We start from the raw sequence: 15,556 nt of genomic DNA, 5'->3' as shown, positions 1-15,556 counted from the left end.
GGAAGGAAAGCCCCCAATGGCTGAAAGCACTTTCGACGTCGTCGTGGTCGGCGGCGGTCCCGGCGGGTATGTCTGCGCGATCCGTGCGGCGCAGCTCGGTTTCAAGGTCGCCTGCGTCGAGAAGCGCAGCGCGCTGGGCGGCACCTGCCTGAATGTGGGCTGCATCCCCTCCAAGGCGCTGCTCGCCGCGTCGGAGAAGTTCGAGGAGGCCAAGCACGGCCTCGCCAAGTTCGGCATCAAGGTCGGCGGCGTCGAGCTGGACCTGCCGGGCATGCTGTCCCACAAGGACAAGGTCGTCAAAGAGAACACCGGCGGCATCGAATTCCTGTTCAAGAAGAACAAGATCGCCTGGCTGAAGGGTGCCGGCCGCATCACCGCCCCGAACACCGTCGAGGTCGAGGGCGTGGGCACCATCACGGCGTCCAAGGCCATCGTCATCGCCACCGGCTCGGAAGTCACCCCGCTGCCGGGCATTGAGATCGACGAGCAGAAGATCGTCTCCTCCACCGGCGCCCTGGAGCTGCCGGAGGTGCCGAAGCGCCTCGTCGTCATCGGCGGCGGCGTGATCGGGCTTGAGCTGGGCTCGGTCTGGGGCCGCCTCGGCGCGCAGGTCACCGTGGTCGAGTTCCTGGACCGCATCCTGCCGACCATGGACGGCGAAGTGTCCAAGCAGATGCAGCGCATCCTGGGCAAGCAGGGCATGACCTTCAAGCTCGGCTCCAAGGTCACCGCCGCCAAGGTCACCAACACCGGCGTCACCCTGTCGGTCGAGCCCGCCGCGGGCGGCACCGCCGAGGAGGTCGAGGCCGACGTGGTGCTGGTCGCCATCGGCCGCCGCGCCTTCACCAACGGCCTGGGTCTCGACGCCGTCGGCGTGGAGATGGACAACCGCGGCCGCGTGAAGATCGGCAAGCATTTCGAGACCAACGTACCGGGCATCTACGCCATCGGTGACGTGGTCGAAGGCCCGATGCTGGCTCACAAGGCCGAGGAGGAGGGCGTGGCGCTCGCCGAGCTGCTGGCCGGCCAGGCGGGCCACGTCAACCACGACCTCGTCCCCGGCGTCGTCTACACCTGGCCGGAAGTGGCCGCGGTCGGCAAGACCGAGGAGGAGCTGAAGGCCGCCGGCGTCGCCTACAAGGCGGGCAAGTTCCCCTTCACCGCCAACGGCCGCGCCCGCGCCAGCGGCACCACCGACGGCTTCGTGAAGATCCTGGCCGACGCGCGCACCGACAAGGTGCTGGGCGTCCACATGGTCGGCCCGAACGTGTCGGAGATGGTCGGCGAGCTGGGTGTGGCGATGGAGTTCAGCGCCTCCGCCGAGGACATCGCCCGCACCTGCCACGCCCACCCGACCCTGTCGGAAGTGACCAAGGAAGCCGCCCTCGCCGTGGACGGCCGCGCCCTGCACATCTAAGGCGCGTCTCTCTCCTCTCCCTCCCCTGCGAAGCGGGGGAGGGCCGGGGAGGGGGCAATGCACCTCCCTCCCTCCGAATCTACGGCGTCTTCTTCGCCCGCGGGTGCGCCGAGCGGTACACCTGCATCAGCTGCTCGCTCTCCACGTCCGTGTAGCGCTGCGTCGTCGACAGCGAGGCGTGGCCCAGCAAATCCTGGATCGCCCGCAGATCGCCGCCGTCCGCCAGCAGATGCGTGGCGAAGCTGTGCCGCAGCGCGTGCGGCGTCGCGGTTTCCGGCAGCCCCATCAGCCGGCGCAGGTCGCGCATCCGCCGCTGCGCGATGGCCGGGGCGAGCTGCCCGCCGCGCACCCCGACGAACAGCGGGGCGTCCGGCCCCTGGCGGTAGGGGCAGGCGTCCATGTAGGCGCGCACCGCCTCGGTCACCGCCGGCAGCACCGGGACGATCCGTTCCTTGTTGCCCTTGCCGGTGACCCGCAGCGTCTCGCCCAGCGGTGCCTCGCGGCGCGTCAGGTTCAGCGCTTCCGAGATGCGCAGGCCGCAGCCGTAGAGCAGCGTGAACAGCGCCCGATCGCGCTTGCCGACCCACGGCTCGTCCGGCTCCTTCTCCGATTCCTCCAGCAGGCGGTCGGCGTCCAGCACGGTCAGCGGCTTCGGCGCCGGGCGCTTGATGCGCGGGCCGGAGAAGGTGTTGATCGCCGGGTTGTGCAAACGCCCGTCGCGGTCCAGCCAGCGGAAGAGGTTGCGCACCGACGACAGGGCGCGCGACCGGCTGTTGGAGCCGATCCCTTTCATGGCGAGGTGGGACAGCCAGGAGCGGAAGTCGGTGACGGTCAGCGCGGCGAGGTCGTTCATCGACGGCGGCTTCGCCTGATAGCCGGTGATGAACTCCAGGAAGGTCGCGACGTCGCCGATGTAGGCGGTCAGCGTGTGGGGCGAGACGTTGCGCTCGCTCTCCATCCAGCGGCGCCAGTGGACCAGCACGTCCTGCACGTCGGGCTGGGCGGCGAAACCGAGGACGGGGTTCTGTTTTCCGGTCATGCGTTCCGTGGGGTCAGGCCGGCAGTTCGAGCCAGCCGCGGATCACCCGCTCGACCACGCGGGCGAGGAAGCCGACCAGCTCGGTGCCCTGGCCGCCGTGGAAGCTGTCCGGCTCGCGGCTGCCGAAAGCCAGCATGCCGTCCGGAGTCTCGCTGGACACCTGGAGGCGGATCAGGACCTCCGACCGCACCAGCCCGGCGCCGGGGCCGTACAGCTCCGGGTCGCCCTGGATGTCGGCGTTCAGCGCCACGTCGGCTTTGCCCAGCCAGCGGTCGACGGTCCCCGGCGCGACCACCCGCACGCCGGAGGTCTGGACATGCGGGGTGTCCTGGCCGTTCGATTCGACGATCAGGCAGGCGACGTCCAGGTCGAGCAGCACCGCCAGATCGGTGGTGATGGTCTGGATGAGCTGCTCGAAGCTCTGGGCGTCGAGGAGGAACAGCACCGCCGCGTGGATGCGGTTCTGGCTGTTCATGTTGGCGCGCGAGGTGCCGATCAGCTCGCGCTGCTGGTCCTTCAGCAGGCGGACCTCGCCGCGCAGCCGCTCGACCATGTAGGCCTGTAGGTCCACCACCCCGCGCCCGCGGTCCTGCGACGGCGGGGTCAGGTGGTGGACCAGATCGCCGTGATGGACCAGGAAGTCGGGATGGTCCCGCAGGTAGGCGTGCACCTCCTCGGCGGTCGGCGCGTCCTTCCTCTGGGGGGTGTGTCCCGGCTCCCGGCCCATGCTGCCGTCCTCAGAGGATGGACTGGCCGGTCTTCTGCCAGTCGGCGACGAACTGGGCGAGGCCCTTGTCGGTCAGCGGATGGTTGAAGAGCTGCTTCAGCACCGACGGCGGGGCGGTGACGACATGGGCGCCCAGGCGGGCGGAGTCGACGATGTGGATCGGGTTGCGGATCGAGGCGACCAGCACCTCGGTCTTGAAGTAATCGTAGTTGCTGTAAATCTCCACGATGTCGGCGATCAGGCCCATGCCGTCCTGCCCGATGTCGTCCAGGCGGCCGACGAAGGGCGACACGAAGCTGGCGCCGGCCTTGGCGGCCAGGATCGCCTGGGCCGGGGAGAAGCACAGCGTGACGTTGACCATCGTCCCTTCGGAGGACAGCGCCTTGCAGGTCTTCAGGCCGGCCGGGGTCAGCGGAACCTTGACCGTGACGTTGTCGGCGATCTTGGCAAGCTTCTTTCCTTCCGCCAGCATGGTCTCGAAGTCGGTGGACGCCACCTCGGCGCTGACCGGGCCGTCCACCACATCACAAATTTCGGCCACGAGGTCGAGGAAGCTGCGACCGGTCTTGGCGACGAGGGAGGGGTTGGTGGTAACACCGTCCAGCAGGCCGGTGTCGGCCAGATCGCGGATCTCGGCGATGTCGGCGGTGTCAACGAAGAACTTCATGACCTGGAATCCATACTTGCTGAGGAAGACCGTGCCCTGTTTCCCGGGATTCGCTGCCCGGCGTCGCGGCCAGGGGGCACTCTAGCCGATGCGTGAAAATTCCGCCAGATCCGGGGCCAAATCCGGGGCCGCTTCCGGAGATTCCGCGCAGGCTCTTCTGCCGGGCACGGTGCCGCCGGACGCGGACCCGCGCGTCCGCGTGCTGCTGCCGCTGCCGCTGCGCGAGGCCTACGACTACCGCGTGCCCGCCGGGATGACCCTCGTCCCCGGCGATTACGTGGAGGTTCCGCTCGGGCCGCGCCGCGTGCTCGGCGTGGTGTGGGGCGACGGCGCCGGAGTCGTTGAGGCAACCCGGCTGAAGCCGGTGGTGCGCCGCTTCGACGTGCCGCCGATGCCGGAGGTCGAGCGCAAGTTCGTGGAGTGGGTTGCCGCCTACACCATGACGCCGCCGGGGCATGTGCTGCGCATGGCGATCAGCGTGCCGTCGGCGCTGGAGCCGGCGAAGGCCATGCTCGCCTACCTGCGCAAGCCGGACGCCGAACCGCCGCCCGGCTTCAAGATGACCGAGCCGCGGCGGCGCGTGCTGGCCCTGCTGGACGACGGCCCGCCGCGCACCCCGGCGGAGCTGGCGGAGGAGGCCGGCTGCGGCGTCACCGTGGTGCGCGGGCTGGCCGAGGCCGGGCTGCTGGAGCCGGTGCTGCTCCAGCCGACCAAGCTCGGGCGGCCCGACTGCCACCGCCCCGGCCCCACCCTGTCCGCCGACCAGGAGGCCGCGGCGGCGGACCTGCGCGCCCGCGTCGAGTCCGGCGTCTATTCCACCGTGCTGCTCGACGGGGTGACCGGCTCCGGCAAGACGGAGGTCTATTACGAGGCGATCGCCGCCGCCCTGAAGGCGGGCAAGCAGGCGCTGGTGTTGCTTCCGGAAATCGCCCTGTCGGCGCAGTGGCTTGAGCGCTTCGCCCGCCGCTTCGGCGCGCCGCCGGCGGAATGGCATTCCGAGCTGACCGGGGCGCAGCGCCGCGACACCTGGAGGGCGGTGGCCAACGGCGAGGTGCCGGTGGTGGTCGGCGCCCGCTCCGCCCTGTTCCTGCCCTACAAGAACCTGGGCGTCATCATCATCGACGAGGAGCACGACTCCGCCTACAAGCAGGAGGAGGGGTCGATCTACCACGCCCGCGACATGGCCGTCGCGCGGGCGCATCTCGGCGGCATCCCCACCGTGCTGGTCTCCGCCACGCCGTCGCTGGAGACCAAGGTCAACGCCGACAGCAACCGCTACGCCCGCATCGAGCTGCCGGGCCGCCACGGCGGCGCCGTGCTGCCCGACGTGGAACTGGTGGACCTGCGCAAGGACCGGCCGCCGGCGCGCCACTGGCTGGCCCCGTCGCTGAAGAAGGCCATCGAGCAGACGCTGGCGGAGAAGGAGCAGGTGATGCTGTTCCTCAACCGCCGCGGCTACGCCCCGCTGACCCTGTGCCGGGCCTGCGGGCACCGCCTGCAATGCCCCAACTGCACGGCCTGGCTGGTCGAGCACCGGCTGGCCCGCAAGCTCCAGTGCCACCATTGCGGCCTGTCGCAGCCGCTCTCCCCGACCTGCCCGGAATGCGGCGAGGAGGGCACCTTGGCCGCCTGCGGCCCCGGCGTGGAGCGCATCGCCGAGGAGGTGGCGGAGCTGTTCCCCGACGCCCGCGCCGCCATCATGGCGTCGGACACACTGTTCGGTCCCCGTGCCATCCAGGAGATGGTCCGGCGGATCGCCGACCATGAGCTGGACATCCTGATCGGCACCCAGGTCATGGCGAAGGGCCACCATTTCCCCATGCTGACACTGGTCGGGGTGGTCGACGCCGATCTGGGGCTGGCCGGCGGCGATTTGCGGGCGGGGGAGCGGACCTACCAGCTCCTCCATCAGGTGGCCGGGCGCGCCGGGCGCGGCGAGCGGCCGGGGCGGGTGATGCTGCAGACCTACATGCCCGAGCATCCGGTGATGCAGGCGCTGGCCGCCGGCGACCGTGACGGCTTCTACCAGCTGGAGGCGGAGATGCGGCTGGAGGCCGGGATGCCGCCCTTCGGACGGTTGGCCGCCCTGATCGTGTCGGGGGAGGACGCGGCGGCGGTGGAGAAGCTGTCCATCGCGCTGGGCCGCGCCGCGCCGCGCAGCGACACCGTCGCCGTGCTGGGCCCCGCCCCGGCGCCGCTCGCCCTGCTGCGGGGGCGGCACCGGCGGCGCCTGCTGCTGAAGGCGCCGCGCACCGTCCAGGTGCAACCCTTGATCGCCCGCTGGCTGGAACAGGTGGACATTCCGCCCAACGTGCGCGTGCAAGTGGACGTTGATCCCTACAGCTTCCTGTAGAGATGCCGCGCCCGCCAAGAAACGTCGGACTCTTGTAAAGGGGGGCTGCGACCGATTGTCCCTGCGCGCTCCGCAGGGCACCTGTGACGTTTGGTCCGTTGCGGCCGGCGGGTCATGGTATTACCAGAGTATGGAAGTCATCTTTCGCCGAGCGATCTCATGTCCAGGCTGCGCGGTCGTTTCCACCTCCCTACCTTGCTGACGGTTCTTCCGGTTCTCGCGCTGCTGGCGATCATCGCCCTGGCGGCGGGCGTGCCCGCCCAGACCCGGGGGACGGAATCGGACGCCAAGGCGCTCCTCGACAAGACCAGCGGCTATCTGCGCCAGCACGGCGCGGAGGGTGCGGCGGACGCCTTCGCCCAGCGGGATGGCGCGCTGATCGACCGCGACCTCTACCCGATGCTGATCGACCGCGACGGCGTGATGGTGGCCCACGGCTGGACGCCGTCGCTGAACGGCGTGAACCTCAAGGACCTGAAGGACGTTGACGGCAAGCCCTTCATCCAGGAGGCACTGGACATCGTGGCGGAGCGGGATGCGGGCGCCGTCAGCTACAAATGGACGGACCCGCTGTCCGGCCAGATCGCGCCAAAGACGATGATCGTACGCCGCATCGTCCTGGGCGGCGAGCCCTATCTGCTGTCGGTCGGCGTCTATCGCTGACCGGGTTCCCCGATGGGCGATCCGGCAGTCCGGCGGCGGCCGAATCGGACTTTTCCGAAGGGTGAAAAAGAGGCTCAGAGCACCGAGACGGAGCGGTCGGCCCGCGGACGGGGCCGCCAGATCGACAGGCATTCGGCGGCGCTGCTTCCCGACCCGATGCCGTACCAGCCGGAGCGGTCGTTGAAGGACAGGCTGTAACGCCCGCGCCCGTCGCGCTCGAACCGGAAGACGGGACGGTCCACGCCGGGCAGGAGGACAAGGAGCCGGTCATGCTCCCGGCCCGTTTCGCGGATGACCCCGGCCCAATGGCCAAGGCGCAGCTTCGGATCGGCCACCGCCTCGAACTCGTTGAGGTCGGCGGGGGTGAAGCGGGCGCAGGAGAAGGCGACGACGGTCATGATTGGCCTGGGTTTGTCCTGTCAGACGGGCTGTGAGGCGACCGTGCGCGTGAATGGTTAAACGGGTGTTAAACGGGGCGTTAGGTCACAGTCTGGTCTCTAGGACCGCCGCGCGGCGGGCTCTGGAAATCCGGCCTCGGGACGGGCCTCGGGGAGGGCAGGTCCTTCAGATGCCAAGGTGATCCGTTGCGGTTGTGAAGTGGTATGCCCATTTCCAGCACCCGCCGCCAAGAACGGACCCCACGCCGCAGGGGCGCAAAACGCCGCACGCAAGCCGCGTGCAAATTGTCCAGACCCCGTTGCGCAGGGCCTAATCCTGTGATATTGGACCGCTCGCTTTCGCGGGCTGGGCCGTCGCGATGTGGGTTTTGCCCTATTTAAGGCCCTGAAAATTCACCGTCTACCGAACTCAATTCGAGGGATCAGGTGGCAATCGAAGGTACAGGCGTTTCCGAACTCGCTACGCGCTACTCCATCGCGCTGTTCGAGCTTGCGGACGAGAACAAAGCGTTGGATCAGGTCGCGAGCGATCTGGTTGCGCTGAAGCAAATCCTGGCTGAGAGCGCCGACCTTCGCCGCCTCGTCCGCAGTCCCGTGATCAGCCGCGCCGACCAAGGCCGGGCGATGGCCGCGGTTCTGGACCGCGCCGAAGTGTCCGATCTGACCAAGCGCTTCATCGGGCTGGTGGCCAAGAACCGCCGCCTGTTCGCGCTGGAAGGCATGATCGAAGGCTATCTCGCCGAACTGGCCCGTCGTCGCGGCGAAGTGACCGCCCAGGTCACCTCCGCCCAGCCGCTGAGCGACGCTCAGCTGGCCGCGGTCACCGACACGCTGAAGGCGTCGATCGGCTCCAAGGTGTTGGTCAACACCTCGGTCGATCCCGCGCTGATCGGGGGCATGATCGTTAAGTTCGGCTCGCGCATGGTCGACACCTCGGTGCGCACGAAGCTGAACAAATTGCAACTCGCCATGAAGGCCTCAGGGGGATCAGTCTGATGGATATCCGCGCCGCAGAAATCTCTGCGATCCTCAAGCAGCAGATCGCGAATTTCGGGACCGAGGCGGACGTCGCCGAGGTCGGTCAGGTCCTCTCCGTGGGTGACGGCGTCGCCCGCGTGCACGGCCTGGACAACGTGCGCGCCGGCGAGATGGTCGAGTTCCCCGGTGGCATCAAGGGCATGGCGCTGAACCTCGAGACCGACAACGTCGGCGTCGTGATCTTCGGCACCGACAGCGAGATCAAGGAAGGCGACACCGTCAAGCGCACGGGCACCATCGTGGACGTGCCGGTCGGCAAGGGTCTGCTGGGCCGTGTCGTGGACGGCCTGGGCAACCCGATCGACGGCAAGGGCCCGCTGGTGGACGTCACCCGCACCCGCGTCGAGGTCAAGGCCCCCGGCATCATCCCGCGCAAGTCGGTGCACGAGCCGATGCAGACCGGCCTGAAGGCCGTCGACAGCCTGGTTCCGATCGGCCGCGGCCAGCGCGAGCTGATCATCGGTGACCGCCAGACCGGCAAGACCGCCGTCGTCATCGACACCTTCCTGAACCAGAAGCCGATCAACCAGGGCGACGACGAGAGCAAGAAGCTCTACTGCATCTACGTCGCCGTCGGTCAGAAGCGCTCCACCGTCGCCCAGATCGTCAAGACCCTGGAAGACGCCGGCGCCCTGGAATACTCCATCGTCGTCGCGGCCACCGCGTCGGAGCCGGCCCCGCTGCAGTTCCTGGCGCCCTACACCGGCTGCACGATGGGCGAGTACTTCCGCGACAACGGCATGCACGCCCTGATCGTGTACGATGACCTGTCCAAGCAGGCCGTCGCCTACCGTCAGATGTCGCTGCTGCTCCGCCGTCCGCCGGGCCGCGAAGCCTACCCCGGCGACGTGTTCTACCTCCACAGCCGCCTGCTCGAGCGCGCCGCCAAGATGGGCGACGCCCACGGCAACGGCTCGCTGACCGCCCTGCCGGTCATCGAGACGCAGGCCGGCGACGTGTCGGCCTACATCCCGACGAACGTGATCTCGATCACCGACGGCCAGATCTTCCTCGAGACGGGCCTGTTCTATAAGGGCATCCGTCCGGCCATCAACGTCGGCCTGTCGGTGTCGCGCGTCGGCTCCGCCGCCCAGATCAAGGCGATGAAGCAGGTCGCGGGCACCATCAAGATGGAGCTGGCCCAGTACCGCGAGATGGCCGCCTTCGCGCAGTTCGCCTCGGACCTCGACGCCGCCACCCAGCGCCTGCTGGCCCGCGGCGCCCGTCTGACCGAGCTGCTGAAGCAGCCGCAGTTCCAGCCGCTGCCGGTCGAAGAGCAGGTCGTGTCGATCTTCTCGGGCGTGAAGGGCTATCTCGACAAGATCAAGGTCGAGGACGTCAACCGCTTCGAGCAGAAGTTCCTCGCCGAGGTCCGCTCCAAGGGGGCCGACATCCTGGCGACGATCCGCAACGAGAAGCAGATCACCTCTGCGACCGAGGAGCGCCTGAAGGCCTTCCTCGACAACTTCTCCAAGGTGTTCGTCTGATCGACGGCGGGGGCGCAGTCCCTGCGCCCCGTCCGTCAACCCGAACGACCCCGAGCGGAATGAAGGGCCGGCATGCCTAACCTCAAGGACCTAAAGAACCGGATCGCCAGCGTCCAATCGACGCGGAAGATCACCTCGGCGATGAAGATGGTCGCCGCCTCCAAGCTCCGCCGTGCGCAGGAGCAGGCGGAAGCCGGTCGTCCCTACGCCGAGCGCATGGGCCGCATGCTGGCCTCTCTCGCGGCCAACGTGCAGGACTCGGGCAACGGCCCGAAGCTGATGACCGGCACCGGTTCCGATCAGGTGCATCTCCTCGTCATCATCAGCTCCGACCGCGGCCTGTGCGGCGCCTTCAACGGCGCCATCGTCCGTGAGTCCCGCCGCCAGATCCTGCGCCTCCAGTCGGAAGGCAAGACGGTCAAGCTGCTCACCGTCGGCCGCAAGGCCCGCGACCAGCTGCGCCGCGAGTTCGGCTCGCTGATCGTCGAGACCTACGAGGATGTGGGTCGCCGCAAGCTGTCCTTCGCCGACGCCGATGTCGTCGCGCAGAAGGTTCTGGCGATGTACGACGCGGGCGAGTTCGACGTCTGCTCGGTGATCTTCAACAAGTTCAAGTCGGCGATCTCCCAGATCGTGACCGTCCAGCAGCTCGTTCCCTTCGCCGTCGAGGCGCAGGCGGACGAGGAGGCCGCGGGCGCCGAGGTCAAGGCGATCTACGAGTTCGAGCCCGACGAGGAGCAGATCCTCGCCGAGCTGCTGCCGCGCAACCTGTCGATCCAGGTTTATCGCGCCCTCCTGGAAAGCGCCGCGTCCGAACAGGGCGCCCGCATGACCGCGATGGACAACGCGACGCGCAACGCCGGCGACATGATCAACAAGCTGACGATCACCTACAACCGCACGCGCCAGGCCTACATCACCAAGGAGCTGATCGAGATCATCTCCGGCGCCGAGGCGGTTTAACGGCGCAGCGTTCGCGGTCGATACGACGGCACATCCGACAATTATCGAGTTCCGAGGGAGCTTTACTCCATGGCCACCACCACCCAGGCGACGAACGCCGTCGGCAAGATCACGCAGGTCACGGGCGCCGTTGTCGACGTCCAGTTCGACGGCGAGCTGCCGGCCATTCTGAACGCTCTGCACACCCAGAACGACGGCAAGGTCCTCGTGCTCGAGGTTGCCCAGCACCTCGGCGAGAGCACCGTCCGCGCCATCGCCATGGACAGCACCGACGGCCTGGTCCGCGGCGCCGAAGTGACGGACACCGGCGCCCCGATCGCCGTGCCGGTCGGCCCGGCCACCCTCGGCCGCATCATCAACGTGATCGGCGAGCCGATCGACGAGCGCGGCGACGTCGGCGCCGAGCGCACCCTGCCGATCCACCGTGCGGCCCCGGACTTCGTCGAGCAGTCGACGGACGCCGAAGTGCTGATCACCGGCATCAAGGTCATCGACCTGCTGGCTCCCTACGCCAAGGGCGGCAAGATCGGCCTGTTCGGCGGCGCCGGCGTGGGCAAGACCGTGACCATCATGGAGCTGATCAACAACGTCGCGAAGGCGCACGGCGGCGTGTCCGTGTTCGCGGGCGTGGGCGAGCGCACCCGTGAGGGCAACGACCTCTACCACGAGATGATCGAATCGGGCGTCATCAAGCTCGACGGCCCGGGCTCCAAGGTGGCCCTGGTGTACGGCCAGATGAACGAGCCGCCGGGCGCCCGCGCCCGCGTCGCCCTGTCGGGTCTGACCCTCGCGGAGTACTTCCGCGACGAGGAAGGCCAGGACGTGCTGTTCTTCGTGGACAACATCTTCCGCTTCACGCAGGCCGGTTCGGAAGTGTCGGCTCTGCTGGGCCGCATCCCGTCGGCGGTGGGTTACCAGCCGACGCTGGCCACCGACATGGGCGCCCTGCAGGAGCGCATCACCTCCACGAAGAAGGGGTCGATCACCTCGGTGCAGGCCATTTACGTGCCCGCCGACGATCTGACCGACCCGGCCCCGGCCACCTCCTTCGCCCACCTGGACGCCACCACGGTGCTGTCGCGCTCGATCGCCGAAATGGCGATCTTCCCGGCGGTGGACCCGCTGGACTCGACCAGCCGCATCCTGGACCCGCGCGTCGTCGGTGAGGAGCACTACACCGTCGCCCGTTCGGTGCAGCGCGTCCTCCAGACCTACAAGTCGCTGCAGGACATCATCGCGATCCTGGGCATGGACGAGCTGTCGGAAGAGGACAAGCTGGTCGTGGCCCGCGCCCGCAAGATCCAGCGCTTCCTGTCGCAGCCGTTCCACGTCGCCGAGGTGTTCACCGGCACCCCGGGCGTGCTCGTCAGCCTGGAAGACACCATCAAGGGCTTCAAGGGCATCGTGAACGGCGACTACGACCACCTGCCGGAAGCGGCCTTCTACATGGTCGGCACCATCGACGAAGCCATCGCCAAGGCGAAGAAGCTGGCCGCCGAAGCCGCCTGATCAAGGTCGGCTGAGGTTCGGTAACGAGGCTAACCCTCTCCTCCGCCCGCGCGGGGGAGGGGGTTCTTATGAAGAGGCACCAGGAAACCCATGGCCGATAAAGTCGAATTCGAGCTGGTCTCTCCGGAGAAGCTGCTGACCTCGCAGCCCGTCGACATGGTCGTGGTGCCGGGTTCGGAAGGTGACTTCGGCGTCCTCGCCGGCCACTCGCCGATGATTTCGACCGTCCGTCCGGGCGTGATCGACGTCTACGAGGCCGACCGCGTGGTCGACCGGGTGTTCGTCGCCGGCGGATTCGCCGAGGTGACCGAGACCCGCTGCACCGTCCTGGCCGAGGAGGCCATCGCGGTCGCCGAGATCGACCGCGCCAAGGTCGAGCAGCAGATCCGCGACCTGGGCGAGGATCTGGAAGACGCCAAGTCCGACGACGAGAAGGCCCGCGTGGAGGCGAAGATCGCCATCGCCCGCGCCAAGCTCGACGCGACCGGCGCGACCACGCACTGACACCGGGGTCGGCCCGGCGGCGACCGCCGGCTGGGCCGTTTCCGTTGCATTGCGCCTTCGCAGCCATACATAGTATCCCGCAAGGGATCGAACGCCTCCCGGCCCGTCCGTCGAGGCGTTTTTGTTTTTATCGTCCTATTCTCCGTCAGAGCGTGGAACAACCGGCCCGGAACGGCGGCCGCAGCGGGAGTGGAGTGTGGCGTTGCACTGGAAATACGAAGAGCTTCCCTGGGATCAACTGGACCACAGCAAGGTCGATCCCGATCTCGTTCCGCTCATCAAGGCGGCGGCCCTGGTGGAGTTCAACGCCGACGACTACACGGCCTATCTCTGCAACGTCTTCCACGACGATCCCGAGTTCCAGGAGGTCGCGCACGGCTGGGCGGTCGAGGAGGTCCAGCACGGCCGCGCGCTCGGCAAATGGGCGGAGCTGGTCGATCCGACCTTCAACTTCGACCGGGCCGTCGAGCGCTTCCGCGCCGGCTACAAGGTGCCGATCGACCTCGCCGCCTCGGTCCGCGGCTCGCGGACCGGCGAGATGATCGCCCGCTGCATGGTCGAGACCGGCACCAGCAGCTACTACGCGGCCATCGGCGACTCGACGGACGAGCCGGTCCTCAAGCTGATCTGCAAGAACATCGCCGCCGACGAGCTGCGCCACTTCAAGCTCTTCTACACCTACACGAAGAAGTATCTGGAGCTGGAGCAGCTCAACAAGTTCCAGCGTCTCAAGGTGGCGCTGTCGCGCATCGGCGAGTCGGAGGACGACGAGCTGGCCTACGCCTACTACGCGGCCAACGCGCCGGAGGGCGAGCCCTACGCGCACAAGACCTACAACCAAGCCTACATGCGCCGCGCCTACGGCCGCTACCGGCCCAAGCATGTCGACCGCGCGGTGGCGATGGTCTTCAAGGCCTGCGGGCTGAAGCCGCACACCCGCTTCTACAGCGTCGCCGCGCGTGGCGCCTGGTGGCTGATCGAAAGCCGCGCCAAGCGGCTGGCCAAGGTCGCCTGAACAGGACGGGACGCGGCGGGGGTCATCCCCGCCGCAGCGTCGCAATGACCGAGGCGAACTCCGCCAGCACCGACTCGTAGACCGGGCGCTTGAAGGGCACGATCAGGCCGGGCAGATCGTCGGCGTCGACCCATGTCCAGGCGTCGAATTCCGGATGCTCGGTGGCGAGGTCGATGTCACTGTCCGCGCCGGTGAAGCGGGCGGCCAGCCAGACCTGCTCCTGACCGCGCCAGCGGCCCTTCCAGACCTTGCCCAGCAGATGGTCGGGCAGGTCGTAGCGCAGCTTTTCCACCGTCTCGCCGAGGATCTCGGCCTTGTCGGTGCCGATCTCCTCCTTCAGCTCGCGCAGGGCGGCCTCATGCACGCCCTCGCCCTCGTCGATCCCGCCCTGGGGCATCTGCCAGGCATCCTTGCTGTCGCAGCGCCGGGCCACGAAGACCTGTCCGCGGTCGTTCAGCAGCATCACCCCCACGCAGGGGCGGTAGGGGAGGGACTCGCGGTCGATGGGCTTCTTGCTCATGCGCTTTATTGCTTCTGCATGTTGGCCACGGCGGAGACCGGCACGATGGCGATGCCGCGATCAGCCAGCCCGGTGAGCCACAGGTTGATCCGTTCGATGGTGCTGGGGTAGGGCGCGCCGATGCCCACCGCGGCCCCGTTGGCCTTGGCGATGGCCTCCAGCTCGGCAAGCTGGTCGTCGATGGCGCCGCGCGACAGGTCGCGGTCGATCACCCGGTCGGCGAAGGCCCGCGGCACGCCGGCTTGCCCCGCCAGGGTTCCGGCGACGCTGCGCGGGTTGGCGCGGGCGTCCAGGACCATCAGGCCGCGCGCCTTCATCGCCGCGATGACCGGGTTCACCGCGTCGGGGTTGGTGGTGAATTTGCTGCCCGTGGTGCTGGTGATGCCGACATAGCCGACCGCCTTGCCCAGCGACCATTCCAGCCGCTCCATGTTGCGCTCGGGCGGCAGCATGCTCAGCAGGGCGTTGGGGCCGGGATCGTTGCGCGGGTAGTCCTGCGGCTCCATGGGGATGGAGAGCATCACCTCGTGCCCTTTGCCGCGGGCGCGCTCGACCCAGTTGTCCAGCCGGTCGGCGTAGGGGACGAAGGCCAGCGTGATCGTCGGCGGCAGCTTCTGCAGGGCGTTGCCGGTGGTCACGCCGGAGATGCCCATCTCGGCCAGCACGATGGCGATGCGCGGCCGGCGGTCGGCGGCGGGGAAGGGGCGGGCGTAGACCTGCCAGGGCTTGCGCCCGTCTTCGGCGATGCGCGGCAGCGGGCCGTTGCGCGAATCCTCGACCAGTCCAGGGACCGGCGCCGGTGTCAGGGTGACCGGCTCGTTCACGGCCACGGCGAGCGGCGGCGGGGGAACCGCGACGACGGGCGGCGGAGGTGCCGCCGGGGAGGCCGCAGGCGGAGCCGGTTGGGCGGGAACCGTCGCCGCGGCGGGCGGTGCCGCTGGCGGTGTTGGCGCTTGCGCGCCCTTCACCGCCACTTCGACGCTGGGAATGGCGGCCTGCCACGCCTCGGTGGTGTGGGTCGCGTTCATCGCCAGCCAGCCGGCCAGCCCGCCCAGCCCGAGGGCCAGCGCGGCGTAGGCGCCGAGCAGCCTCCTGGTGAGCGGCGAGAGGGGGCGTCGCTCCTTGCGGGCGCGCGGAGCGTCGTCGGAATCGCCGCCCTTCCGGCGTCGGAGGCGGGCCAGCAGGCCGGGTCCGGAACGTTCCCGTTTCGCGGGCTTCAGGCGGCCCAGAAGGGCGGCAGCGTTCACGGACCCGTT

General features: G+C 68.6%; 15 protein-coding genes. 9 read left to right on the top strand and 6 right to left on the bottom strand.

The window, feature by feature from the left end:
• Positions 1 to 16 precede the first annotated feature (16 nt).
• A complete protein-coding gene (gene lpdA, locus AMK58_RS11815; protein WP_035671424.1) occupies positions 17 to 1,417 on the top strand; it encodes a dihydrolipoyl dehydrogenase in 1,401 nt (466 codons plus the stop codon).
• Between the two features lie 79 nt (positions 1,418 to 1,496).
• Here lpdA and AMK58_RS11810 read toward each other — a convergent pair whose 3' ends face one another.
• From AMK58_RS11810 to fsa, 3 genes are read right to left on the bottom strand one after another with little or no spacing between them, the layout of a single operon-like run.
• On the bottom strand, positions 1,497 to 2,456 hold the full coding sequence (locus tag AMK58_RS11810; protein WP_059398918.1) for a tyrosine recombinase XerC: 960 nt from the start codon (positions 2,454 to 2,456) through the stop codon (positions 1,497 to 1,499).
• A gap of 13 nt (positions 2,457 to 2,469) precedes the next feature.
• The gene (locus tag AMK58_RS11805) at positions 2,470 to 3,183 is read right to left on the bottom strand and encodes a DUF484 family protein (RefSeq protein WP_035671427.1); all 714 of its coding nucleotides are present in this window, start codon (positions 3,181 to 3,183) and stop codon (positions 2,470 to 2,472) included.
• Between the two features lie 10 nt (positions 3,184 to 3,193).
• Positions 3,194 to 3,850: a fructose-6-phosphate aldolase gene (fsa, locus tag AMK58_RS11800; RefSeq protein WP_014239434.1), complete on the bottom strand. Its 657-nt coding sequence runs from the start codon at positions 3,848 to 3,850 to the stop codon at positions 3,194 to 3,196.
• 88 nt (positions 3,851 to 3,938) lie between these two features.
• Between fsa and AMK58_RS11795 the strand changes: the two genes are divergently transcribed.
• Positions 3,939 to 6,203 carry a primosomal protein N' gene (locus AMK58_RS11795; RefSeq protein WP_079285219.1) on the top strand — a complete coding sequence of 755 codons (2,265 nt, stop codon included), beginning with the start codon at positions 3,939 to 3,941 and terminating at the stop codon, positions 6,201 to 6,203.
• 195 nt (positions 6,204 to 6,398) lie between these two features.
• Positions 6,399 to 6,866: a cache domain-containing protein gene (locus tag AMK58_RS11790; protein WP_236778121.1), complete on the top strand. Its 468-nt coding sequence runs from the start codon at positions 6,399 to 6,401 to the stop codon at positions 6,864 to 6,866.
• A 74-nt stretch (positions 6,867 to 6,940) separates the two neighbouring features.
• Here the strand turns inward: AMK58_RS11790 and AMK58_RS11785 are convergent, their stop codons facing one another.
• Complete coding sequence (locus AMK58_RS11785) at positions 6,941 to 7,264, bottom strand: hypothetical protein (RefSeq protein ID WP_035671444.1); 324 nt, start codon at positions 7,262 to 7,264, stop codon at positions 6,941 to 6,943.
• Between the two features lie 426 nt (positions 7,265 to 7,690).
• On the opposite strand from AMK58_RS11785, the gene AMK58_RS11780 reads away from it, so the two are divergent.
• The 6 genes from AMK58_RS11780 to AMK58_RS11755 all read left to right on the top strand — a co-directional run bounded on the left by AMK58_RS11780 (position 7,691) and on the right by AMK58_RS11755 (position 13,780).
• Positions 7,691 to 8,260 carry a F0F1 ATP synthase subunit delta gene (locus AMK58_RS11780; protein ID WP_014239438.1) on the top strand — a complete coding sequence of 190 codons (570 nt, stop codon included), beginning with the start codon at positions 7,691 to 7,693 and terminating at the stop codon, positions 8,258 to 8,260.
• Complete coding sequence (gene atpA, locus AMK58_RS11775) at positions 8,260 to 9,789, top strand: F0F1 ATP synthase subunit alpha (RefSeq protein ID WP_035671446.1); 1,530 nt, start codon at positions 8,260 to 8,262, stop codon at positions 9,787 to 9,789. The genes AMK58_RS11780 and atpA overlap by 1 nt, the downstream gene beginning before the upstream one ends.
• 72 nt (positions 9,790 to 9,861) lie before the next feature.
• Entirely contained in the window at positions 9,862 to 10,752 is an 891-nt protein-coding gene (locus AMK58_RS11770; RefSeq protein ID WP_035671449.1) for a F0F1 ATP synthase subunit gamma, read from the top strand.
• A 69-nt stretch (positions 10,753 to 10,821) separates the two neighbouring features.
• Entirely contained in the window at positions 10,822 to 12,261 is a 1,440-nt protein-coding gene (gene atpD / locus AMK58_RS11765; protein ID WP_014239441.1) for a F0F1 ATP synthase subunit beta, read from the top strand.
• Positions 12,262 to 12,351: 90 nt separating this feature from the next.
• Positions 12,352 to 12,765, top strand: coding sequence for a F0F1 ATP synthase subunit epsilon (locus AMK58_RS11760; protein ID WP_014239442.1), 414 nt, complete (start codon positions 12,352 to 12,354; stop codon positions 12,763 to 12,765).
• A gap of 196 nt (positions 12,766 to 12,961) precedes the next feature.
• Complete coding sequence (locus AMK58_RS11755; protein WP_035671452.1) at positions 12,962 to 13,780, top strand: acyl-ACP desaturase; 819 nt, start codon at positions 12,962 to 12,964, stop codon at positions 13,778 to 13,780.
• Positions 13,781 to 13,802: 22 nt separating this feature from the next.
• Here the strand turns inward: AMK58_RS11755 and AMK58_RS11750 are convergent, their stop codons facing one another.
• Both AMK58_RS11750 and AMK58_RS11745 read right to left on the bottom strand, forming a co-directional pair.
• Positions 13,803 to 14,300 (bottom strand): RNA pyrophosphohydrolase, encoded by a 498-nt coding sequence (locus tag AMK58_RS11750; RefSeq protein ID WP_035671455.1) that lies wholly within the window; start codon positions 14,298 to 14,300, stop codon positions 13,803 to 13,805.
• Positions 14,301 to 14,305: 5 nt separating this feature from the next.
• Positions 14,306 to 15,547, bottom strand: a complete 1,242-nt coding sequence (locus AMK58_RS11745) for a divergent polysaccharide deacetylase family protein (protein WP_059398917.1) — start codon at positions 15,545 to 15,547, stop codon at positions 14,306 to 14,308.
• Positions 15,548 to 15,556 lie beyond the last annotated feature (9 nt).

This window comes from Azospirillum brasilense (assembly GCF_001315015.1).
GTDB classification, from domain to species: Bacteria; Pseudomonadota; Alphaproteobacteria; order Azospirillales; family Azospirillaceae; genus Azospirillum; species Azospirillum brasilense.
This window is presented reverse-complemented; position numbering and strand designations above follow the sequence as displayed.

What these genes read in the sequence shown, in the direction of transcription:
- lpdA (WP_035671424.1), top strand. Translation starts at nt 17, where the DNA reads ATGGCTGAAAGCACTTTCGACGTCGTCGTGGTCGGCGGCGGTCCCGGC.
- AMK58_RS11810 (WP_059398918.1), bottom strand. Translation starts at nt 2,456, where the DNA reads ATGACCGGAAAACAGAACCCCGTCCTCGGTTTCGCCGCCCAGCCCGAC.
- AMK58_RS11805 (WP_035671427.1), bottom strand. Translation starts at nt 3,183, where the DNA reads ATGGGCCGGGAGCCGGGACACACCCCCCAGAGGAAGGACGCGCCGACC.
- fsa (WP_014239434.1), bottom strand. Translation starts at nt 3,850, where the DNA reads ATGAAGTTCTTCGTTGACACCGCCGACATCGCCGAGATCCGCGATCTG.
- AMK58_RS11795 (WP_079285219.1), top strand. Translation starts at nt 3,939, where the DNA reads ATGCGTGAAAATTCCGCCAGATCCGGGGCCAAATCCGGGGCCGCTTCC.
- AMK58_RS11785 (WP_035671444.1), bottom strand. Translation starts at nt 7,264, where the DNA reads ATGACCGTCGTCGCCTTCTCCTGCGCCCGCTTCACCCCCGCCGACCTC.
- atpA (WP_035671446.1), top strand. Translation starts at nt 8,260, where the DNA reads ATGGATATCCGCGCCGCAGAAATCTCTGCGATCCTCAAGCAGCAGATC.
- AMK58_RS11770 (WP_035671449.1), top strand. Translation starts at nt 9,862, where the DNA reads ATGCCTAACCTCAAGGACCTAAAGAACCGGATCGCCAGCGTCCAATCG.
- atpD (WP_014239441.1), top strand. Translation starts at nt 10,822, where the DNA reads ATGGCCACCACCACCCAGGCGACGAACGCCGTCGGCAAGATCACGCAG.
- AMK58_RS11760 (WP_014239442.1), top strand. Translation starts at nt 12,352, where the DNA reads ATGGCCGATAAAGTCGAATTCGAGCTGGTCTCTCCGGAGAAGCTGCTG.
- AMK58_RS11750 (WP_035671455.1), bottom strand. Translation starts at nt 14,300, where the DNA reads ATGAGCAAGAAGCCCATCGACCGCGAGTCCCTCCCCTACCGCCCCTGC.